We start from the raw sequence: 21,138 nt of genomic DNA on the forward strand, positions 1-21,138 counted from the left end.
CCCGGTATTGATTCGGACCAACCGAATCACACCGTGCTGATCCGCCGCCCCGATTACTGCCAAGGAGTATCGCCATGGCCGCCAAGGACAACGACGAAACCCAGATGGAAGAGCAGGAGGCGGAAGTCTCGCTCGACATGAGCCAGGCGCAGGTGAAGAAGATGATCGCGGAAGCCCGCGAGAAGGGCTTCATCACCTATGATCAGCTCAACCAGGTCCTGCCCCCCGATCAGGTCTCCTCGGAACAGATCGAAGATGTGATGTCCATGCTCTCGGAGATGGGCATCAACATCATCGAGGACGAAGAGGCCGAGGAGGAGGAGCAGAAGACCACTGCCGTCACCACGACCAACCAGAACCGCGAAGTCTCGCTCGGCTCTGCCGCGACCGAGAAGCTGGACCGTACCGACGACCCGGTGCGCATGTACCTGCGCGAGATGGGCAGCGTCGAACTGCTGAGCCGCGAGGGCGAGATCGCCATTGCCAAGCGGATCGAGGCCGGCCGCAACACGATGATCGCCGGGCTCTGCGAAAGCCCGCTGACCTTCCAGGCGATCACCATCTGGCGTGACGAACTTCTCTCCGAAGACATCCTGCTGCGCGACGTGATCGACCTCGAGACGACCTTCGGCAATTCGATGGGCGACGAGGACGACGAACCCGTCGTCGACACATCGAACGTCAAGACGGCGAACAAGGAAGACAGCGGCCCCGAACTCGACGCCGACGGCAACCCGATTGCCAAGGACGACGACGACGACGAGGACGATCAGCAGAACATGTCCCTCGCGGCCATGGAAACCGCGCTGAAGCCGCGGGTGCTGGAAACCCTCGACCAGATCGCCAGCGACTATATCACCCTGTCGGAACTGCAGGACAACCGGATCAGCGCCACGCTGAACGAGGACGGCTCCTTCAACGCCGACGAGGAAGCGCGCTATCAGAAGCTGCGCTCGGAAATCGTTCTTCTGGTGAACGAGCTGCACCTGCACAACAACCGGATCGAGGCCCTGATCGACCAGCTGTACGGCATCAACCGCCGCATCATGCAGATCGACAGCGCCATGGTGAAGCTGGCCGACCAGGCCCGCATCAACCGCAAGGAATTCGTCGAGGAATACCGCGGCCACGAGCTTGACCCGAACTGGATGGACCGCATGGCGGAAAAATCCGGCCGGGGCTGGCAGGCGTTCATCGAACGCTCCAGCGACAAGGTGGAAGAGCTGCGCAGCGACATGGCGCAGGTCGGCCAGTACGTCGGCCTCGACATCAGCGAGTTCCGCCGGATCGTGCAACAGGTGCAGAAGGGCGAGAAGGAAGCCCGCCAGGCCAAGAAGGAAATGGTGGAAGCCAACCTGCGCCTGGTGATCTCGATCGCCAAGAAATACACCAACCGCGGGCTGCAATTTCTTGATCTCATTCAGGAAGGCAACATCGGCCTGATGAAGGCCGTGGACAAGTTCGAGTACCGCCGCGGCTACAAGTTCTCGACCTATGCCACCTGGTGGATCCGTCAGGCGATCACCCGGTCCATCGCGGACCAGGCGCGCACGATCCGGATCCCGGTGCACATGATCGAGACCATCAACAAGCTGGTGCGGACCAGCCGCCAGATGCTGCACGAGATCGGCCGCGAGCCGACCCCGGAAGAGCTGGCCGAAAAGCTGCAGATGCCGCTGGAAAAGGTCCGCAAGGTGATGAAGATCGCCAAGGAGCCGATCTCTCTCGAAACCCCGATCGGGGACGAGGAAGACAGCCAGCTGGGCGACTTCATCGAGGACAAGAACGCGATCCTGCCGCTGGATTCGGCCATTCAGGAAAACCTGAAGGAAACCACGACCCGCGTTCTGGCCAGCCTGACGCCGCGCGAGGAACGGGTGCTGCGGATGCGTTTCGGCATCGGCATGAACACCGACCACACGCTGGAAGAAGTCGGCCAGCAGTTCAGCGTGACCCGCGAACGGATCCGTCAGATCGAGGCCAAGGCGCTGAGAAAGCTGAAACATCCCAGCCGCTCGCGCAAGCTGCGCAGCTTCCTGGACCAGTAAGCCGGCGCCCGAAAGGGACCGAGAGATTGAAATGGCGCCCCCCGCGGGGCGCCATTTTTCGTTTCGGCCGGTGGTGGATCGCGTGCCCGTGCCCTGAATTTTTGATGGTTTTCAAGAGGGTAAGATTGCCCAGAGCCGTGAACCGCCAAGGGTGACGCCGGGGAACGGCAGAGACCCGCCGGGCATTAACCAAGTGATCAAATTTCCACAATTGCACGGTTGCGCCATGGGGCGGTGCAGGGGCAATACGGCCCGGAATTTTGTGCGGTAAACCACTGAGGATTTGACATGAAAGCGATTTATTCCGGCCTGCTCTGCGCGGCCCTGCTGCCCCTGGTGGCCACCCCCGCAATGGCCCGCTCGACCGGCGGCCTGGTGAGTGGCGCCATCGGGTCGGCGATCCGCCATTCCGGCGACGGCGGCGAGGACGTGGTGGTGCCCGAGGGCATGATCTCGGCCGCGGACCCGCAGACCATCATCGACCTGCTGCAGTCGAAGGGCTTTCGCGCCTCGCTGACCACCGATTCCTATGGCGATCCGCAGATCGAAACCGCGGCGGAAGGTGTTGATTACACGGTCGATTTCTATGGCTGCACCGATGGCGCCAATTGCGACAGCGTGCTGTTCACCGTGGGTTTCAACATGGATGACGGCACCACCTACGAGTACATCAACGAGTGGAACAAGACCCACGCCATTGCCGGCGCCTACGTGGACGAGGAAATGGATCCCTTCCTCGACATGTACGTGCTGACCAAGAGCGGCGTGCCGTCGGAAACCTTTGATGCGGCCATCGACGAATGGACGATGACCCTGTCGGAATTCATCGATTACATCGACTGGTAAATCCGCGCCCGCCCCCGGGCGGGACCATTGCGAGACATGTGGCGATCCACCCGAATTGGGTGGGTCGCTAAATTTTTATGTATATTCCGCAAGTGCCTGAAAAGGCCGGACTCCAACGTCGGTATTACGTCGGTATTGCGTCGGTATCGCGACGGTGCGGAATTTTGATTTCGGCCGGGACGGTGGGGCAGGGATCGGGAAAGCCCTGTTGCCCGACCCGGGGCGCCGGGGGGCGTGCGCGGCGTTAATCCATTGGGAGGGCAGGCCGCGCCGGTTACGCGGGCGCACGCTGTGGCAGGGATATCGCAATTTCCGCAATTCCGGTCACCGCGCGAGCGTCCCTTGTTTAATCAAGTTGCGAAATATCTACCTGAGCGTAACATTTCTCTCCGGGACATGAATTCATTTCGCCCGGGATGCCTGATGCAATCCGGACCCGGGCTCAACGGGGAAGAGACATCTTGGAAAAGCATTTCGTATTTCCGATCCTGGAAAGCCCGATCACCCTTCTGGTGGCGCGCATCCTGGGCACCTTCATGTACTGGTACGCGGGCCTCGGGTTCCTGTTCGATTTCCAGGGGGCCATCGGCGCCATGACGGCCAGCGGCTTTGGCGGCTCGCCGGCGGCAATCGCGGCGCTGACGATCTTCTGTCAGCTGGTGGGCTCGGCGCTGATCATCCACGGGCGGTTCGCCTGGTTCGGGGCGGGCATGCTCTCGGTCTTCACGCTGCTGACCATCCCGATGGTGCACGACTTCTGGAACATGGAGGGCGCCGCGGCGGTACAGGCACGGCTGGAGAGCGAGGAACACCTGACGGTGGTGGGCGGCATGATCGCCGTGTCGATCCTGAGCCACCTGGTGCGCAAGAGGAAGCTGGAGGGCGCCGCGGCCTGAGGCCCGGCGACAGAACGGCAGAACGGGAGGGCGCGGTGAGAACCGCGCCTTTCGTCGTTTCGGGGCAGGGCGGCGCAGGTCAGTCGGAGGCGGGAAAGGTCTCGATCTGAAGCTCGGCGTTGCAATTGCCCGAGGAGAAGGTGCCGACCCAGATGTCGTAGATCCCCTCGGAGGGCGCGATCAGCTCGATCTCGCTGTCGGCCTCGCCGCTGCCGTCATCGTCATAGAACCAGTTGCCGGCGCCGGTGTTGATCAGCAGCACGGTGTCGCAGTTCCCCTCGGCGGTGAAGCGCAGGTTGTGATTGGCGGTGCGGGTGTAATGCAGCTCGAAATCCGGCGGGCCGGCGACATGGCCGCTCGCCGAGAAGCCGAAGTCGCAATGATCGAGGTCCTCGTCGCCGCCGGCGACCACGTCGAAGCTGTGCGGGGTCCAGAGGTCGTCGGAATCGTAGAAGATGTCCTGTCCGTCCTGGTCCACGTCGGGGCAGGCGGCGGCCATGGTGGCGCAGAGGGAGAGGGCAAGGACAGGCAGGAGCGCCAGCAGGCGGCGCAGGGTCGTGGTGGGGGCCATATGGGATCTCCGGGAGGGTCACTGAGGGGCGCAAGTATAGGCCCGCCGCGCCCCGACGCAGGATATATCGCATCTCATGGTTTCCGGTTTGTTCCCGGGGCACGGCGGTCTTCAGGGTTTGGTCACATCTGCTTCGTCAAACCGTCACACGGGGCTGCTAGGCCGCGGGCAGCCGATCCGAATGACCGAACAGGAGACATCATGAAACGTGCCATCGCCCTTGCCGCAGCCGCCCTGCTGAGCGCCACAGCCGTGCAGGCCGAAGACAGCGCCGCCGCCGGCAAGCTGGTTCTCTATACCTCGCAGCCCAATGCCGACGCCCAGCAGACGGTGGATGCCTTCATGGCGGAATACCCCGATGTCGAGGTGGAATGGGTGCGCGACGGCACCACCAAGATCATGGCCAAGCTGCGCGCGGAGATCGCCGCCGGCGACCCGCAGCCCGACGTGCTGCTGATCGCCGACATGGTGACCATGGAAGGCCTGAAGGGCGAGGGCCGGCTGATGGCCTATCCGGGCGCCGATACCCATGGCTATGAAGCGGGGCTGATGGATCCGGACGGCACCTATTTCTCGACCAAGCTGATCACCACGGGGATCATCTACAACACCGGCGCCGAGATGGTGCCGACGAGCTACAAGGACCTGCTCAGCGAGGCCGCGAAGGGCAAGATCGCCATGCCCTCGCCGCTGACCTCGGGCGCGGCCACGATCCACATGGACACGCTGACCGGTGATCCCGATCTCGGCTGGGACTATTATCAGGGGCTGGCCGACCAGGGCGCCAACCCGCAGGGCGGCAACGGCGGCACCTACAAGGCCGTGGCCGGGGGCGAAAAGCTCTATGGCTTCGTCGTCGACTACCTGCCGATCCGCGAGATGCGCAACGGTGCGCCCGTGGGCTTTGTCTTTCCCGAGGAGGGGGTATCGGCGGTGACCGAACCCGTTGCGATCATGTCGAGCGCCAAGAACCCCGATGCCGCAAGGGCCTTTGTCGATTTCCTGATCTCTGCCAAGGGGCAGAAGCTGGCCTCGGAGATGGGCTATCTGCCGGCGATGGACGGCGTGAAGGGCCCCGAGGGCTTTCCGGCACGTGACCAGATCCACCTGATGCCCTTCGACCCGGCCAAGGCGCTGGCCGAGGATCAGCAGAACAAGGAACACTTCATGGACATCTTCGGCGGCTGATCCATGAAGGCAAGACTGGCGCGCGGCGAGGGGCTGACCCTCGCCGCGCTTGTGTGTCTGGCGGCAGGCCTCTTCGTGCTGCCGCTGGGGCTTCTGGCCCGCGAGGGGCTGATGGCGGGCGGGCTGCCCAGCCTGCGACCGCTGATCGAGGCGCTGCAATCCTCCTCGGTGCAGCGGGCGCTGTGGAACTCGGTGGAGAGCGCGGGCGTCTCGGCGCTGGGCGCGCTGGTGATCGGCACCACGATGGCGCTGGTGATCGGGCTGACGGATATCCGCGCCAAGGGCGTCTTTGTCTTTTTCCTGCTGCTGCCGATGATGATCCCGCCGCATGTGACGGCGATTGCCTGGATCCAGGCGCTGGGCCCGGCGAGCCCGGTGCTGCAGGCGCTGCACATTGCGCCGGAGGTGGGCAGCACCCATCCGCTCTATTCCCCCGGCGGCGTGATGCTGCTCTTGACGCTGCAACATGCGCCGCTGGTGTTCCTGGTGGTGCTGGCGGCGCTGCGCGCCCTGCCGCGCGAGATGTCGGAGGCGGCGCGGATCGCCGGCGCGCGCCCCGGGCGGCTGCTGCGCCGGGTGCTCTTGCCGCTGCTGGCGCCCTCGATGCTGGCGGGCTTCATGCTGGCCTTCGTCTCGGCGCTGGGCAATTTCGGCATTCCGGCGCTGCTGGGGATACCGGCGCGGTTCATCACCCTGCCGGTGCTGATCTGGCGGCGGCTGTCGAGTTTCGGCCCGAGCGTGCTGACCGACGTGGCGGTGATCTCGATGCTGCTGGCGGTGGTCGCCGTGGTGGCGATCTGGGTGCAGGGGCATTTGCAGAAGCGCCTGAGGGCGCAGGTGGTGGGCCCGCCGCAGGCGCCGCTGCGCATCCGGCTGGGGCGCTGGCGGCCCTGGGTGACGGGCGGCATGGTGGCCTATGTCATCGCGACGCTGGCGCTGCCGATGACGGCGCTGGTGGCGACGGCCCTTGTGCCGACCTACGGCGTACGGCTGAATGCGGGGACGCTGACCTTTCAGAACTTTGCCGAGGTGCTGTTCCGGCAGGAGGTGACCCTGCGCGCCTTTGCCAATTCGACGCTGACGGCGGGGGTGGCGGCGCTGATCCTGGCGGCGCTCTCGGTGCTGCTGGCGTTTTTCCTGACCCGGCCGCGGCGGGGGCAGAGAGGCGCGGCGCAGGGCGTGGCGCTGCTGGCCGAGGTCAGCTATGCGATCCCGGGGCTGGTGATCTCCATCGCCTTCATCCTGGCGTTTCTGAAACCGGTGCCGGTGCTGAATGTCTCGATCTACAACACGCTCTGGATCATCGGGCTGGCGTATCTGACGGCCTTCTTTGCCGTGGCGCTGAAGCCGGTTTCGGCGGCCTATGGGCAGCTCGATGGCAGCCTCGACGATGCGGCGCGGGTGAGCGGGGCGACCTTCGGGCGGAGGATGCGGCGGATCTTCCTGCCGCTGGTGGCGCCGGCGGGGGCCTCTGGCGCTATCCTGGTGTTCCTGACCGCCTACAACGAGGTGACGGTAAGCTCGCTGCTCTGGAGCACGGGCAACGAGACCATCGGCACGGTGATCTTCAACTACGAGGACGGCGGCTACACGGTGCTGGCGGCGGCCATGGCGACGGTAACGGTGCTGGCCACGGTGGCGCTGATGGTGGCGCTCGACGTGCTGAGGCGGCGCCTGCCCGCGGGCGTGGTGCCGTGGCGGATGTGAGGCGATAAGGGCTGCGCCCTCCCTCGGGTGGGCGAAAGATCCGGTCTGGCGGGGCGCGGCGGTTCGAGAGGACTGCCGCGCCTGCTGTTTGAGGCGCTGCAAATGCGCCCTCCCGGGGGGGAGGGAGGGCGCAGCCCGGCGTGCCGCCGGGCCGAAAATTATGCGGAAGCTTATTCGGGGAGCGCCCAGAGGGGCGAGAGGGTGAGGCCGAGGGCCTCGCCCGCGCTGATGCGGGTGGGGCTGCGGAAGGGCAGCGGCTCGGCAAGGCCCTCGACATGGGCGAGACCCTCCCAGGCGCCACCGCGATAGACGGCCTGGGCCACGCGGGCGGGGATCGCGCCGCCGAGGGTCACGTCGCGGGGGCGGATCACCACGCGGGCGGGGCCATCGGGATGCTGGGCCGCGGCGAGGCACAGCACGGGCGCCGAGACGGGGCCGAGATCGGCCATGCCGCCGGTAACGCGGGCATCGAGCACGGCGGATTGGCCGATGAAACGGGCGACATGTTCGGTGGCGGGGCGGTCGTGGACCTCTTCGGGGGTGCCGACCTGCACGAAGCGCCCGGCCTCCATCACCGCGATGCGGCTGGCCAGCGCCATGGCCTCGCGCTGATCATGGGTGATGTAGATCGTGGTGGCGCCGGAGGTGGCGTGGAAGGCGGCAAGCTCTTCCTCCATCCGGGTGCGCAGGTGCGGGTCGAGATTGGCCAGCGGCTCGTCCATCAGCACGGTGCGGGCGCCGCCGGCAAGGCAGCGGGCCAGGGCCACGCGCTGACGCTGGCCGCCCGAGAGCTCGGCCGGTTTGCGCGCGGCGAAATCGGTGAGCGAGACGGTTTCCAGGTGCCGGGCGGCATCGCGGCGGGCCTGGGCGCGCGAACGGCCCTCGCATTCCAGCGGAAAGGCGACGTTGTCGGTGACATCCATGTGCGGCCAGAGCGCGTAGGTCTGAAAGACCACGCCGACGGAGCGGCCTTCTGGCGGGATATGCAGGCCGGGGCCGGAGACGGGGGTGCCGTCGAGGGCGATTTCGCCCGCATCGCATTCCTCCAGCCCGGCGACGAGGCGCAGCAGGGTGGACTTGCCACAGCCCGAGGGGCCGAGGACGACGAAGAACTCGCCGGTTTCGATCGCGACGTCGATTTCGTTGACGGCTCTGTGGGAGCCGAAGGTTTTCGTGGCGCCGGAGAGGGTGACGGACATGGGCGGGCCTTGCGCTGCTTCGGCTGGTGTCTAAGCCCGGCAGGCGCGCGGGGCAAGAATGGGCAAGGCCCGGAATTGTGAAGGTTTTCTGACAGTCGGGGAGCGGCGGGCCAGTGTTGGGCGGGTGTCAGGCGGCTGTCAGGCGGGCTGTGGCGCCCGGGTGGTGGCCATCATCCAGGCCGTCAGGTCGCCGGTGGCGGCGCGGCCCTGGGGCGTGTTCAGCAGGAGCGGAAAGGTGTGCAGCCCGCCGGCCTGTTCGTAGTAGCGCGTGTCATTGCCCGCCGCGCGCAGCCGGTCGCGCAGGGCGCGGGCATCGGGCAGGAAGAGATCGCGGGTGCCGATGGAGAGATGCACCGGGGGCAGATCCTGCATGCGGCCACCGATGGGCGAGAGCTGGGGCGCGGAGAGCGGCGTGCCGCCGGCATAGGCGCGCGCGGCGCGGGCCAGCCAGTGCGGGGTGAGCAGCGGATCATCGCTCTGCCGGCTCTCGGGGATGTCCATCTGTACCCAGGGCGCGATCAGGCCGAGGCCGGCGGTGCCCGTGGCATGGCCCTGCTGGGCCAGGGCCAGCGCCATGCCGGCGCCGGCGCTGTCGCCCAGCAGCAGCCAGCGACCGGGGGAGAGGTGCCCCTCGGCGCGCAGCCCGTCGAGGGCGGCCAGAACGTCGCGCCAGCCGGCCGGGAAGGGGTGGCGCGGCGCGATGCGGTAGAGCGGCACGGCGATGGCAAGGCCGGTCTGCTGGTGCAGCTCGGCCAGCCAGCGCCACTGCTTGGCCGTGGGCCCGCCGATATAGCCGCCGCCGTGCAGGTAGAGGATGACGCCGGAGGCGGCCTTGTCGCGCGCCAGCCAGATCAGCGGGGCGGCCCCGAAGCGCTGTTTCGTCACCGGCAGGCTGGCCACGTCGCGGGGGCGGGGCGTGCGGCGGCGCTGCAGGGCGACGAGGATGGCGCGCGCCAGCGGCCGCGGGATCCGGGTGAGCGCCTCGTAGCCCCAGCCGCCCAGGTGCGCCGCCAGCCGCGGACCGCGTGGCAGCGCCGGACCCTCGGGGGCGAGGATGTCGAGCGGGGCGGTGGCGGCGGTGGCGGTAGGGATCGTCTGCGGGCCGGACAAGGGAGCGTTCCTGCACAATGGATGGGTAAACTGCGCGCGAGGAGATAGCCCTTTTCATGGCCTTTCGCGCTTGCAGACTTACTGTTGGGTTAACGTGACATCCGGGCAAGATACCGCCCGACGATCAAAAGGAAAGGATCGGATCATGGAATATCTCGAGTTGAACGACGGACGGCGCATGCCGCAGCTTGGGTTCGGCGTGTGGCAGATCCCCGAGGAGGAGACCCAGGGCGCGGTGGAGACCGCGATCGGGATCGGCTATCGCCTGATCGACGGGGCGCGGATCTATGGCAACGAGGCCGGCATGGGCGCCGCGATCCGCGGCTGTGGCGTGCCGCGCGAGGAGCTCTTCGTCACCTCCAAGGTCTGGAACTCCGACCAGGGCCATGACAGCACGCTTGCCGCCATCGACGGCAGCCTGGAGCGCACCGGGCTCGACTATCTCGACCTGGTGCTGATCCACTGGCCCTGCCCGAAGAAGGACCTCTATGTCGAGACCTGGAAGGCGATGATCGAGGCGCGCGAGGCGGGCAAGGTGAAGAGCATCGGGGTGTCGAATTTCACCGCCGCGCATCTCGACCGGATCATCGCCGAGAGCGGGGTGACGCCGGTGCTGAACCAGATCGAGCTGCACCCGAAGATGCAGCAGGAGGACATGCGCGCCGCCGATGCCGAGCGCGGCGTGGTGACCCAGAGCTGGTCGCCGCTGGGCCGGGCGACGGTCTTTGACGATCCGGTGATCGCCGAGATCTGCGAACGCACCGGCAAGACGGCGCCGCAGGTGATCCTGCGCTGGCACCTGCAGCTGGGCCTCTCGGTGATCCCGCGTTCGACGAAGCCGGCGCATATCGAGGCCAATTTCGCGGCCCAGGATTTCGCCCTGTCCGATGCCGACATGGCGGCCATCGCGGGGCTGGAGGAGGGCGCGCGCATCGGCCCCGATCCGGCGGAGGCGGACTTCGAGTAAGCCCCGAAAACAGTGTACGATTGCATACGCCCCGCCGCATCGCCGGCGGGGTTTTTCTTTTTTGGTTTCATTGACTTCGATCAATTCACAGCCCGTAGAATCGTGCTTGTATCCTGACATCCAAACCGTCCCCGGACAGCCCAGGAGGCCCCGCCGCGACGGCACGGGAACCAGCCCCGGGACGGGGCGATTTCGACAACCCGCATGCGCTCCGCTGCAGGCCATCCGAGGGGATGTGCCGCCCCCGGAAAGCTGCCCGGGAAAGAGGTTTGAAAGATGCAACTGACGAAAGTTCTGCGCGGCTGTGTGACAGCCTATCTGGTCGGCGCCCTGGCAGGGTGGCTCTACTACCTGGCAACGATCGCCGAGGGCTCGGTGACGAGCATCGGCGGTCACCTGACCGTGCTCGGCGCGGCGCTCTGGTTCGGCCTGCCTGTGGGCGTGGCACTCTCGGCGGTGGTGATGGCGCTCTGGGCCGGCTGCTGCCTGGCACATCTGCGGGCAGTGTGGTGGATGGCCCCGGTCGTGGCCACGGGCCTCGTCTTTGCCCTGGCACAGCTCCTGGGTGAGAACCTCGGCCAGGTGGCGCCGTTCAGCCTGTTCTTCGGCGTGGTCAGCGGCCTGGCCTTCTGGGTCGGCGCCTTCGGCCTGCACCGCGGCGAAGTGATCGAGTTCCACCACGAGGAGGAACACGCCCTGGCCTGAGGCCGGAAAGGGCCACGCAACAGGCGCCGGCAGGGACGGCCGGACAGGGAGGGGACAAGAGGGACAGCAGGAAGGCCACCGCGATGCGGTGGTCTTTTTGCATGGGGGATGCGGAAAGTGGAGCAGCACCGGCCCGGTCGCCGGGGGCGCCGGCGCTCACTGTCATCTGGCCGGAACCATCCCCGCCGGAGGCCTCCGACACGGATGCAGCGCGGCGGGCGCAGGCGCGGAGGAACCGGGGGAAGGCAGCAAGCGGAAGGCAGCAAGCAACAGGCACGGAGGGGCGCCCGTCCGGACGCCAACAGGCCGCCGGTGGCGGCCATGCGGCACTCTGCAAACGTTTGATTATCTGAGAGAAGTTGGAGCGGGCGAGGCGATTCGAACGCCCGACCCTTACCTTGGCAAGGTAATGCTCTACCCCTGAGCTACGCCCGCTTCCTTGGCGATGGACTTTCGTCCGAGGTATTTCCTTCGATGGCATTTCTGCCGAAGAAGGCCCAAATTGGAGCGGGCGAGGCGATTCGAACGCCCGACCCTTACCTTGGCAAGGTAATGCTCTACCCCTGAGCTACGCCCGCACCGTTTTGGTGAGGCACGATGTATAAAGAACGCTGGCGGGCTGCAAGAGGAAAATTGGGCGCTCTGCGAAGAATTTTTGACAGCTCTGCAAATGTCCGGAAATACAGGGTTTTCCGCTCGGCCCCGGGCGGCGGCCGCCGAGAGGCGGCCTGGCGGCTCAGCCCCCGGCGGCGCCGGTGGGGGCAGTCTCCGGCGCGGTGGCATCGAAGCCGGGGGCGAAGGCAAGGGGGCCGGAGGGCGTGGGGCCGGTGAAGGTGATGTGCTGCAGCAGCGCCGGATCGAGGTCGCCGTAGCGGAGCCCGCCGTCGCTGACAAAGCCCAGCGGCCCATAGATCGCCGGGTCGCCCAGCAGCGCCACGCCATGGGCGCCACGGGCGCGCAGGGTGGCGAGACCGGTGGCGACGAGCGCCCGGGCGATTCCCTGGCGGCGGCGGTCGGCGCGCACCGAGATCGGCCCGAGCGCATACCAGCCGGGCGACCCGGCCTCGCCGATCTGCAGCGGCGAGAAGGCCAGGTGCCCCACCAGCCCGTCGTGATCCTCGGCCACCAGAGAGAGCGAGAGATCGCCCTCGCGGCGCAGGGCGTGCAGGATCCAGGGCTCGGTGCCGCCCGAATGCGGCATGTCGGCAAAGGCCGCCTCGGTCAGCTGGTGGATCGGGGTGATGTCGGCGGGCAGCTCCGGGCGGATCAGCAGCCCGGAGCCCAGGTGCGCGCGGCTTTCCGAGAGGCCGGCGGCGGCGCGCCGGGCGCGGCGGTCGGCGCGGACCAGGTTCAGCCCCTCGACCGCGCAGGCAAAGAGCATGGCGGCATAGATGAAACCGCGCTCGATCTGGTGTCCGAAGCCGTCGGCCACCAGCGTCATGCCGATCACCACCAGGAAGGCCAGGGCGAGCATCTTGGTCGAGGGGTGGCTCTCGATGAAGCGGGCGATGGGATCGGAGGCCAGCATCATGATCGCCGAGGAGACGACGATGGCCGCCACCATGACCCAGATGTGCTGGCCGATGCCCACCGCGGTGATCACGCTGTCGAGGGAGAAGACCACGTCGAGCATGATGATCTGACCGATCACCCCGGCCATGGTGCTGGCGGCGGCCTTGCCCTCGGCCTTTTCGCCCTCGACCTCCTGGAAGACCTCGGTGGCGGATTTGTACATCAGGAAGAGCCCGCCCAGGGTCATGACGATATTGCCCCAGGTCACCGGGTGGCCGGCAATGGTGAAGAGCACCGAACCGGTCTCCAGCAGCGTCATCAGCGCCAGCAGCATCAGGATGCGCACCAGCATGGCGCCGGTCATGCCGATCAGCCGGGCCGGGCGGCGCTGGCCCGGGGGCAGGCGAGAGGCGGCGATGGAGATGAAGATCACGTTGTCGACGCCGAGGATCGTCTCGAGCACGGTCAGCGCGCCGAAGGCGGCCCAGAGGGTGGGGTCGAAGAAAGCGTCCATGGGCGGTCCCTGCCTGCTGGCGCGGGCGCGGGGCCCGGCACGGGCAGTGTTGCGCAGGGCCGCAGGGCCGGCAAGGGGCAGGGGGAACGCCGGCGGCGCCCGGGCAGGCGATGCGGTCTTGCCGCATCTTTTGCCGTCATCGGGGGCGGGCCCCAGGCGGGGATGTGCACAGGCCCGGAGCGGCGGGCGCCCCGGGCCTTATGTCGGGCCTTATGTCGGGCCTTAGGTCGGGCCCGTTACCGGGCCGGGTCAGGCGCGGCTGGCGGTGGCGTCGACGTTGCCCTTGATCGCGGCGGAATAGGGGCAGGCGCCATGGGCCTTGGCGATCAGCGCCTCGGCGGTGGCGTCATCGAGGCCCGGCAGCGCGACCTTGATGTCGGCGGTCAGGCCGAAGCCGCCGGCGTCGTTCTTGCCGATGCCGATGGTCACGGTGGTGGCCGCGTCCTCGGGCAGCTTTACCTTCTCCATGCGGGCGACCATCTTCAGTGCCGACTGGAAGCAGGCGGCATAGCCGGTGGCAAAGAGGCTCTCGGGGTTGGTGCCCTCGCCGCCGGCGCCGCCCAGTTCCTTGGGCATGACGAGCTTGACCGAGAGCTGGCCGTCGGCGGTGGCCGAGGTGCCTTCGCGGCCGGCGCCGGCTGCGGTTGCGGAGGTGGTGTAGAGCGGTTCGATAGCCATGGGAGGGCTCCTTTCCTGTGGGCCGTGGCGGAGTGCCGGCGGCCCGGGTTCATCTCTGGACCCATGCAGTGATCGATATGTATCGCCTGCGATTAGGTCGTACACGATAGATAATCGCCCGACGACAGGAGTCAACACTTGCGACAAGATCGCGCACGACTTATTTTCATCCCATGTCCAAGAGTGATCCTGTTCCCGCCGATAAGGCCATTGCGGAAGGGCGCGGCCCGGCCGAGGCGCTGCTGTGCTTCAACCTCTATGCGGCCAGCCATGCCTTCATCCGGCTCTACACGCCCTACCTCGAACGGCTGGGCCTGACCTATCCGCAGTTCCTGGTGCTGCTGTCGCTGCATCAGAAGGACGGTCAGGGCGTGGGCGCGCTCGGCGCGGCGCTGTCGATGGAGACGAACACGCTCTCGCCGCTGCTGAAGCGGATGACGGCGGCGGGGCTGCTGAGCCGCGAGCGTTCGGCCGAGGACGAGCGGCGCGTGGTGGTGCGGCTGACCGACCGGGGCCGGGCCGTGGCGGCCGAGGCGGCGGAGGTGCCGCAATGCATCGCGCGCGAGAACGGCATGGACGAGGCGGGATACCACGAGACGCTGGAGGTGCTGCAGCGGCTGCGCCGCGAGGTCGAGACGATGGCCCGCCCGAAGAAGGGCGCCTGAAGGCCGGTGCAGCCCGTGCCGCTCCGCGGGGGGCGCGACTGGCGTGCGACGTCGTGGCGCCCGCTTCCCCCTGTTCTTTGCACCGAGGTCGTGGCAATAGCCGCGCCATGCTGTCGTTTCCGCATATCCGCCATTGGTGCGTGCAGGCCCCCGGGGCCCCTGGCGACCTGCTGCCGCACGGGGGACGGGCGGCGTTTCCGGCGGTATGTCTTGCGGTATGTCTTGCGGTGCTGCTGGCTCTGACCAGCGTGACCTCGGCGGGAATGATGGCACCGGAACGCGGGGACGCCGAGAAGGAGATCATGCTGCTGAGCTTTGGCAGCATGCACGGCGATCTCTGCGACGACGGCATGCATGATCATCACTGCCCCTTCTGTCACGGCCTTCCGCAGGCGCCGGAGACCGGCCACGCGGGTCCGCTCCTGGCGCTTGCGCCCTGGGTCGGCTGGCGCCGGAGGACGGACCTGCACCGCGCCGCGCAGGCGCGGCGCCACAACTGCTCGGCCAGGGAACCTCCTGTCATCGCCTGACGGCTGCGGCCGTCCCCTGCTCCGAACCGGCTGCCGGCGCCCGCCGCGCGGCCTCAGACCCATTGCCCGCCATGACCCAGGAGGGGAGGCGGGCCCATCGGAACGAACAGATGACAGAACCAACCGAACGCGCGGGCCGTGCCGCGCTCTATCGCGCCATATGGCGCTGGCATTTCATTGCAGGGCTCGCGGTGCTGCCCTTCGTGCTGATCCTGGCGGTGACCGGGGCGATCTATCTCTTCAAGGACGAGATCAACAACGCCGCCTATCACGACATGCGATTTGTCGAGGTGCAGGACAGTGCGCCGCTCAAGCCCAGCGTGATTGCCGCCGCCGCGCTCGAGGTGCATCCGGGCAGGCTGAAGGGCTATTCCCCGCCGCCCGCGGCCGACCGCAGCGCCGAGGTGGACATCCTGGGCGAGGACGGGATGCGCGACACGATCTATGTCGATCCCTACGACGCCCGCGTGCTCGGCACGCTCTGGGATGGCGGTGCGGCCGGCAGCCCGGCGATGTACGTGGTGCGCAAGCTGCATTCGCTGGAATATGTCGGCTGGTTCGGCAACCGGCTGATCGAACTGGCCGCAGGCTGGATGGTGCTGCTGGTGGGCACCGGGATCTACCTTTGGCTGCCCCGGGGCAGGAAGGTGGGCACCGTCACCATCAAGGCCCGGCGCGGCCGGCCCTGGTGGCGCGACCTGCACGCGGTCACCGGGATCTATACCGCCGTCTTCATCGTGTTCCTGGCCCTGACGGGCATGCCCTGGTCGGGCGTCTGGGGGGCGAAGTTTCACGACACGATCGATGCGCTGGGCATCGGCATGCCGCAGGGCTACTGGTCTGGTGTGCCGAAATCCACCGTGCCGGTGGGCGATGTGGTGGACCGCGCGCCCTGGATCATGGAGCGCGACCCGGTGCCGAATTCCACGGCAGCCGAGGGCGTGCCGCTGGGCCTCGACCAGGTGATCGCCACGCTGGACGCGCGGGGCATGGTGCCGGGCTATGCGGTCTCGATGCCGCGGGGCCCGGAGGGGGTCTTCTCGGCCTCGGTCTATCCCGACGACATCACCAATGAGCGGGTGATCCACATCGACCAGTACAGCGGGAAGGTGCTCTATGATGCCGGACTGTCGGACCTGGGGGTGATGGGGCGGATCTCGGAATGGGGGATCAGCGTGCACATGGGGCAGGAATGGGGGCTGTTCAACCAGATCATCCTCCTGATCGCCTGCCTGGCCATGGTGATGCTCTGCGTCTCGGCCGCGGTGATGTGGTGGAAGCGTCGCCCGGCCGGCCGCCTCGGTGTGCCGCAGGTGCCGGCAGACTGGCGCATTCCGCGCGGGCTGCTGGTGATGGCGGTGATGGCGGGGCTGTTCTTTCCGCTGGTGGGGCTGTCGATGCTGCTGCTGGCGGTGGTCGAGATCGTGGTGGCCCTGTGGGGGCGGCGACGGATGCGCCGGGCCGGGGAGGCCTGAACGGATGGGAGCCTGAGGTGAAGGGGGCCTGAACGACTGGGCCCCCAGAACCGAAACACGGGTCCGGCCATGTCCGGCCGGCCCGTTGCCCGCCCTCAGCGCAGGGGCGCGCGCCAGCCGGCGGCCAGGGCCTCTGCTTCCGAGCAGAACCAGCGCTCGCCGAACTCGGTTCGGATGATCGTCTGTTCGTAGAACTGGGAATAGGGCGTGTGATAGATGCGCTGTCCGCGGGCGTTGATGTTGCCCTTGATCGGGCAGCCGGGGCGCGGGGCCTCCTGTGCCGTGACCTGCCAGCGCTGGTGCCGGTAATCCCAGGGCATCTGCGGCACGCCGTTCTGCCACATGCCGCGGCCCGACTCGTAGGCCTCGATCTGCAGCGGCAGGTAATCGTCGGAATAGCGCACATAGGCCGCCGCATGGCCGGATTGCACCATCTGGCTGCCGATGTCCTGCTTGCCGACGAAACAATGGCCCAGCAGCCGGTCGTAGGCGTCGAACTCCTCGCCCTCGCAGGTCACGTCCTGCCCGGCGACCATCTCCTTGAGAAAGGCGGTGGCCTCCTGCCCGCAGGGCAGCCCGTTGCAGCGCTGGGCGCTCTCGGGGGCGTCGATGCCCAGGAGGCGCACCTTCTGGCCCCGGATGTCGACCGTGTCGCCATCGACCACGCGCACCTGCCCCGCGACCGTCAGGGCGGCCGCGGGCAGGGGCGACAGGGCAAGGCAGAGCGTGGCCAGCGGGGCAAAAAGGGCGTGCACGTATTTCATCCGCGGAAGGTGTTACCATAAGATTAACATGAGCTTTACCGCATTGCGGGTCGCTGCCAAGCGGAACCGGCCAGGGCAGAGGCGGAAAAGTGTCGCGGCGAGGTGCGTCGGGGCGCGGCGGGGCAAGGCAAAGCCCCGCGGCCGGGGCACGCGGGGCTTTCGGATCAATGGGTTGGCGGGCGTGCCGGGGCGATCAGGCCTCGTATTCCAGCAGCAGGTCCTTGGCGTCGATCTGGGCGCCCGGGGTGACATGCACCGCCTTGATCACGCCGGTGCGGTCGGCGTGCAGGCCGGTTTCCATCTTCATCGCCTCGATGGTCAGGAGCAGGTCGCCCTCCTTCACCTCCTGTCCCGCCTGCACCCCGATGGAGGCCACGACGCCGGGCATCGGCGCGGCGACATGGGCGGCGTTCGTCGGATCGGCCTTGGGGGCGGCAGCCTTGGCGCCGGTGGCGGAACGGTCGGGCACGCGGATCACCCGCGGCTGGCCGTTCAGCTCGAAGAAAACGCGGGCATTGCCGTCCTCTCGGGTCTCGCCCACCGCCTGCAGCCGGATCTCCAGCGTCATGCCGGGGGCCAGTTCCGCCGAGATCTCCTCGCCCGGTTCCATGCCATAGAAGAAGGTCTTGGTGGGCAGGGTGCGGACCGGGCCATAGGCTTCGTGGCGCACGGCGTAATCGGTGAAGACCTTGGGGTACATCAGGTAGGAATTCAGGTCCTCGTCGTCGATCTCGCGGCCCTCGAGCTTGTCCGAGAGCTCCTTGCGGGTGGCCTCGAAATCGACCGGGGGCAGGTGGGCGCCGGGGCGCTCGGTATTGGGCGCCTCGCCCTTCAGGATCTTCTTCACCAGCAGGGGCGGGAAGCCACCCGGAGGCTGGCCGAGGTTGCCGCGCATCATGTCGATCACCGAATCCGGGAAGGAGATGTCGCGCGCCGGGTCCTCGACCTCTTCGCGGGTCAGGCCCTGGCTGACCATCATCAGGGCCATGTCGCCCACCACCTTGGAGCTGGGGGTGACCTTCACGATGTCGCCGAACATCTTGTTCACTTCGGCATAGGTATGGGCGACCTCGTGCCAGCGTTCCTCCAGCCCCATGGAGCGCGCCTGGGCCTTGAGGTTGGTGAATTGCCCGCCGGGCATCTCGTGCAGGTAGACCTCGGAGGCGGGCGCCTGCATGCCGCTCTCGAAGGCCACGTACTGGCCGCGCACGGCCTCCCAGTAATCCGACATGCGGCGGATTTCCTCGATGTCGAGGCCGGTGTCGCGCTCGGTGTGCATCAGCGCCTCGACGATCGAGCCCATGGTGGGCTGCGAGGTATTGCCAGAGAGCGCATCCATTGCGGCATCGGCCACGTCGACGCCCATCTCGGCGGCGGCCAGGATCGTGGCGCCGGCGATGCCCGAGGTGTCATGGGTGTGGAAGTGGATCGGGATGCCGATCTCCTCCTTCAGCGCCTTGACCAGCACCCGCGCGGCGGCGGGCTTCAGCAGGCCCGCCATGTCCTTCAGGCCGAGGATATGGGCGCCGGCGGCCTCGAGCTCCTTCGCCATGGCGACATAGTATTTCAGGTCGTACTTGGCGCGTTCGGGGTTCAGGATATCGCCGGTGTAGCAGACGGTGCCCTCGCAGATCTTGCCGGTCTCGATCACCGCATCCATGGCGACGCGCATGTTCTCGACCCAGTTCAGGCTGTCGAAGACGCGGAAGATGTCCATGCCGGTGGCGGCGGCCTGTTTCACGAAGGCCTGCACGACGTTGTCGGGGTAGTTGGTGTAGCCCACGCCGTTCGAGCCGCGCAGCAGCATCTGCGTCATGATGTTGGGGCAGGCGGCGCGGATGTCGCGCAGGCGCTGCCAGGGATCCTCCTGCAGGAAGCGGAAGGCCACGTCGAAGGTGGCGCCGCCCCAGCATTCGAGGCTGAAGAGCTGGGGCAGGTTGGCGGCATAGGCGGGGGCGGCGGTGATCATGTCGATCGAGCGCATCCGCGTGGCCAGCAGCGACTGATGCCCGTCGCGCATCGTCGTGTCGGTGATCAGCAGCGGCTTCTGCGCCAGCAGCCAGTCGGCCACGGCCCTGGGCCCCTGTTCATCGAGCAGGGTGCGGCTGCCGGCGGGGATCTCGTCGGTCAGCCGGCGCGGTGGCTTCGGCAGCTTGAACCCCTGGGGCAGGGTGGCGCGGCCGGCGGTCTCCGGGTGCCCGTTCACCGTGATGTCGGCGATATAGGTCAGCACCTTGCTGCCCCGGTCCTGCGGGGTGGAGAAATCGAAGAGCTCGGGCGTCGTGTCGATGAACTTGGTGGTATATTCGTTGTTGAGGAAGGTCGGGTGCTTCAGCAGGTTCTGCACGAAGGCGATGTTGGTACTGACGCCGCGGATGCGGAATTCGCGCAGGGCGCGGTCCATCCGGCGGATGGCCAGCTCCGGCGTCTGGGCCCGGGCCGTCACCTTGACCAGCAGACTGTCGTAATAGCGGGTGATCACGCTGCCGGCATAGGCGGTGCCGCCGTCGAGGCGGATGCCGGCGCCGGTGGCGGTGCGATAGGCGGTGATGCGGCCGTAATCGGGGATGAAGTTGTTCTGCGGATCCTCGGTGGTGATCCGGGTCTGCAGGGCGTGGCCCATCAGGTGGATGTCGCCCTGGCTGGGCTTGCCGGTGGCCTCGGCCAGGGTCTTGCCCTCGGCGATCAGGATCTGCGCCTGCACGATGTCGATGCCGGTCACCTCCTCGGTGACGGTATGCTCGACCTGCACGCGGGGGTTCACCTCGATGAAGTAGAAATTGCCGGTGTCCATATCCATCAGGAATTCGACGGTGCCGGCGCATTCATAGTTCACATGGGCACAGATCTTGCGGCCCAGCTCGCAGATCTCGGCGCGCTGTTCCTCCGAAAGGTAGGGGGCGGGGGCCCGTTCCACCACCTTCTGGTTCCGGCGCTGCACCGAGCAGTCGCGCTCGTAGAGGTGATAGATATGGCCATGGCTGTCGCCAAGGATCTGAACCTCGACGTGTCGCGCCCGGATGATCATCTTTTCCAGATAGCCCTCGCCGTTGCCAAAGGCCGCCTCGGCCTCGCGCCGGCCTTCCAGCACCTTTTCGGGCAGCTCCCTGGCGTTGTTGATCGGGCGCATGCCGCGCCCGCCGCCGCCCCAGCTGGCCTTGAGCATCAGCGGAAAGCCGATCTCCTCGGCCTCCTTGATGATCGCGTCCATGTCGTCGCCCAGCACCTCGGTGGCGGGGATCACGGGCACGCCGGCCTCGACGGCCACGCGACGCGCGCTGGCCTTGTCGCCGAGCGCGCGCATGGTGGCGGCCCTGGGCCCGATGAAGGTGATCCCGGCCGCGTCGCAGGCATCGACGAAATCGGGGTTTTCCGACAACAGCCCATAGCCGGGGTGGATCGCATCCGCGCCCGACATCTTTGCCACCCGGATGATCTCGGCGATGCTCAGGTAGGCCGCGACCGGCCCCAGACCCTCGCCGATGCGATAGGCTTCGTCGGCCTTGAAGCGGTGGAGGGAGAGCTTGTCCTCCTCGGCATAGACGGCGACGGTCTTCTTTCCCATCTCGTTGGCGGCCCGCATGATGCGGATGGCAATCTCGCCGCGGTTGGCAATGAGGATCTTCTGGAATTCGGCCATGTCTGCTCCCTGATGCAGGCTGTGGTCTGGCGGTAGGTTCCGCCGCTGATTGCAGCAAACGCTACGCCGCGCTGCAGCGCAAGAGGGCATTTGCGAACTGCGAAGTTGTCAGACCGCAAATTG

At 67.2% G+C, this 21,138-nt stretch carries 17 protein-coding genes and 2 tRNA genes; 10 read left to right on the forward strand and 9 right to left on the reverse strand.

From position 1 onward, the window contains the following. The first annotated feature begins 74 nt into the window (after nt 1–74). The 3 genes from rpoD to AC0WR5_RS06475 all read left to right on the forward strand — a co-directional run bounded on the left by rpoD (nt 75) and on the right by AC0WR5_RS06475 (nt 3,790). On the forward strand, nt 75–2,048 hold the full coding sequence (rpoD, locus tag AC0WR5_RS06465; RefSeq protein WP_475867732.1) for an RNA polymerase sigma factor RpoD: 1,974 nt from the start codon (nt 75–77) through the stop codon (nt 2,046–2,048). Nucleotides 2,049–2,336: 288 nt separating this feature from the next. After that, complete coding sequence (locus AC0WR5_RS06470; RefSeq protein WP_475867733.1) at nt 2,337–2,894, forward strand: YbjN domain-containing protein; 558 nt, start codon at nt 2,337–2,339, stop codon at nt 2,892–2,894. 461 nt (nt 2,895–3,355) lie between these two features. After that, complete coding sequence (locus AC0WR5_RS06475; protein ID WP_475867734.1) at nt 3,356–3,790, forward strand: DoxX family protein; 435 nt, start codon at nt 3,356–3,358, stop codon at nt 3,788–3,790. A gap of 79 nt (nt 3,791–3,869) precedes the next feature. Here AC0WR5_RS06475 and AC0WR5_RS06480 read toward each other — a convergent pair whose 3' ends face one another. Further along, a complete protein-coding gene (locus tag AC0WR5_RS06480; protein ID WP_475867735.1) occupies nt 3,870–4,361 on the reverse strand; it encodes a hypothetical protein in 492 nt (163 codons plus the stop codon). Between the two features lie 201 nt (nt 4,362–4,562). On the opposite strand from AC0WR5_RS06480, the gene AC0WR5_RS06485 reads away from it, so the two are divergent. Next, on the forward strand, nt 4,563–5,549 hold the full coding sequence (locus tag AC0WR5_RS06485; protein WP_475867736.1) for an ABC transporter substrate-binding protein: 987 nt from the start codon (nt 4,563–4,565) through the stop codon (nt 5,547–5,549). Nucleotides 5,550–5,552: 3 nt separating this feature from the next. Beyond that, a complete protein-coding gene (locus AC0WR5_RS06490; protein WP_475867737.1) occupies nt 5,553–7,256 on the forward strand; it encodes an ABC transporter permease in 1,704 nt (567 codons plus the stop codon). Nucleotides 7,257–7,426: 170 nt separating this feature from the next. Here AC0WR5_RS06490 and AC0WR5_RS06495 read toward each other — a convergent pair whose 3' ends face one another. Continuing rightward, entirely contained in the window at nt 7,427–8,455 is a 1,029-nt protein-coding gene (locus tag AC0WR5_RS06495) for an ABC transporter ATP-binding protein (RefSeq protein ID WP_475867738.1), read from the reverse strand. A gap of 138 nt (nt 8,456–8,593) precedes the next feature. After that, complete coding sequence (locus AC0WR5_RS06500; protein WP_475867739.1) at nt 8,594–9,565, reverse strand: alpha/beta hydrolase; 972 nt, start codon at nt 9,563–9,565, stop codon at nt 8,594–8,596. A 145-nt stretch (nt 9,566–9,710) separates the two neighbouring features. Here AC0WR5_RS06500 and AC0WR5_RS06505 point away from each other — a divergent pair, with 145 nt between their 5' ends. Together AC0WR5_RS06505 and AC0WR5_RS06510 are read left to right on the forward strand one after the other, a co-directional pair. Beyond that, a complete protein-coding gene (locus tag AC0WR5_RS06505; protein WP_475867740.1) occupies nt 9,711–10,532 on the forward strand; it encodes an aldo/keto reductase in 822 nt (273 codons plus the stop codon). A 276-nt stretch (nt 10,533–10,808) separates the two neighbouring features. Next, entirely contained in the window at nt 10,809–11,237 is a 429-nt protein-coding gene (locus tag AC0WR5_RS06510; RefSeq protein ID WP_475867741.1) for a hypothetical protein, read from the forward strand. Nucleotides 11,238–11,597: 360 nt separating this feature from the next. On the opposite strand, the gene AC0WR5_RS06515 is transcribed toward AC0WR5_RS06510, so the two are convergent. From AC0WR5_RS06515 to AC0WR5_RS06530, 4 genes are all read right to left on the reverse strand, one after another. Further along, nucleotides 11,598–11,672, reverse strand: a tRNA-Gly gene (locus AC0WR5_RS06515). A 68-nt stretch (nt 11,673–11,740) separates the two neighbouring features. Continuing rightward, nucleotides 11,741–11,815 (reverse strand) — tRNA-Gly (locus tag AC0WR5_RS06520). 158 nt (nt 11,816–11,973) lie between these two features. Next, on the reverse strand, nt 11,974–13,263 hold the full coding sequence (locus AC0WR5_RS06525; protein ID WP_475867742.1) for a GNAT family N-acetyltransferase: 1,290 nt from the start codon (nt 13,261–13,263) through the stop codon (nt 11,974–11,976). A 249-nt stretch (nt 13,264–13,512) separates the two neighbouring features. Further along, on the reverse strand, nt 13,513–13,941 hold the full coding sequence (locus tag AC0WR5_RS06530; protein ID WP_475867743.1) for an organic hydroperoxide resistance protein: 429 nt from the start codon (nt 13,939–13,941) through the stop codon (nt 13,513–13,515). Nucleotides 13,942–14,114: 173 nt separating this feature from the next. Between AC0WR5_RS06530 and AC0WR5_RS06535 the strand changes: the two genes are divergently transcribed. From AC0WR5_RS06535 to AC0WR5_RS06545, 3 genes are all read left to right on the forward strand, one after another. Continuing rightward, nucleotides 14,115–14,606, forward strand: a complete 492-nt coding sequence (locus AC0WR5_RS06535) for a MarR family winged helix-turn-helix transcriptional regulator (protein WP_475867744.1) — start codon at nt 14,115–14,117, stop codon at nt 14,604–14,606. 227 nt (nt 14,607–14,833) lie between these two features. Then, nucleotides 14,834–15,136 (forward strand): hypothetical protein, encoded by a 303-nt coding sequence (locus AC0WR5_RS06540; protein WP_475867745.1) that lies wholly within the window; start codon nt 14,834–14,836, stop codon nt 15,134–15,136. Between the two features lie 110 nt (nt 15,137–15,246). After that, entirely contained in the window at nt 15,247–16,611 is a 1,365-nt protein-coding gene (locus tag AC0WR5_RS06545; protein WP_475867746.1) for a PepSY-associated TM helix domain-containing protein, read from the forward strand. Nucleotides 16,612–16,706: 95 nt separating this feature from the next. Here AC0WR5_RS06545 and AC0WR5_RS06550 read toward each other — a convergent pair whose 3' ends face one another. Further along, nucleotides 16,707–17,366: a thermonuclease family protein gene (locus tag AC0WR5_RS06550; RefSeq protein ID WP_475867747.1), complete on the reverse strand. Its 660-nt coding sequence runs from the start codon at nt 17,364–17,366 to the stop codon at nt 16,707–16,709. Between the two features lie 202 nt (nt 17,367–17,568). Next, on the reverse strand, nt 17,569–21,015 hold the full coding sequence (locus AC0WR5_RS06555; RefSeq protein ID WP_475867748.1) for a pyruvate carboxylase: 3,447 nt from the start codon (nt 21,013–21,015) through the stop codon (nt 17,569–17,571). Between the last annotated feature and the right edge of the window lie 123 nt (nt 21,016–21,138).

The sequence above is a fragment of the Pseudooceanicola sp. DL12 genome (genome assembly GCF_056270665.1).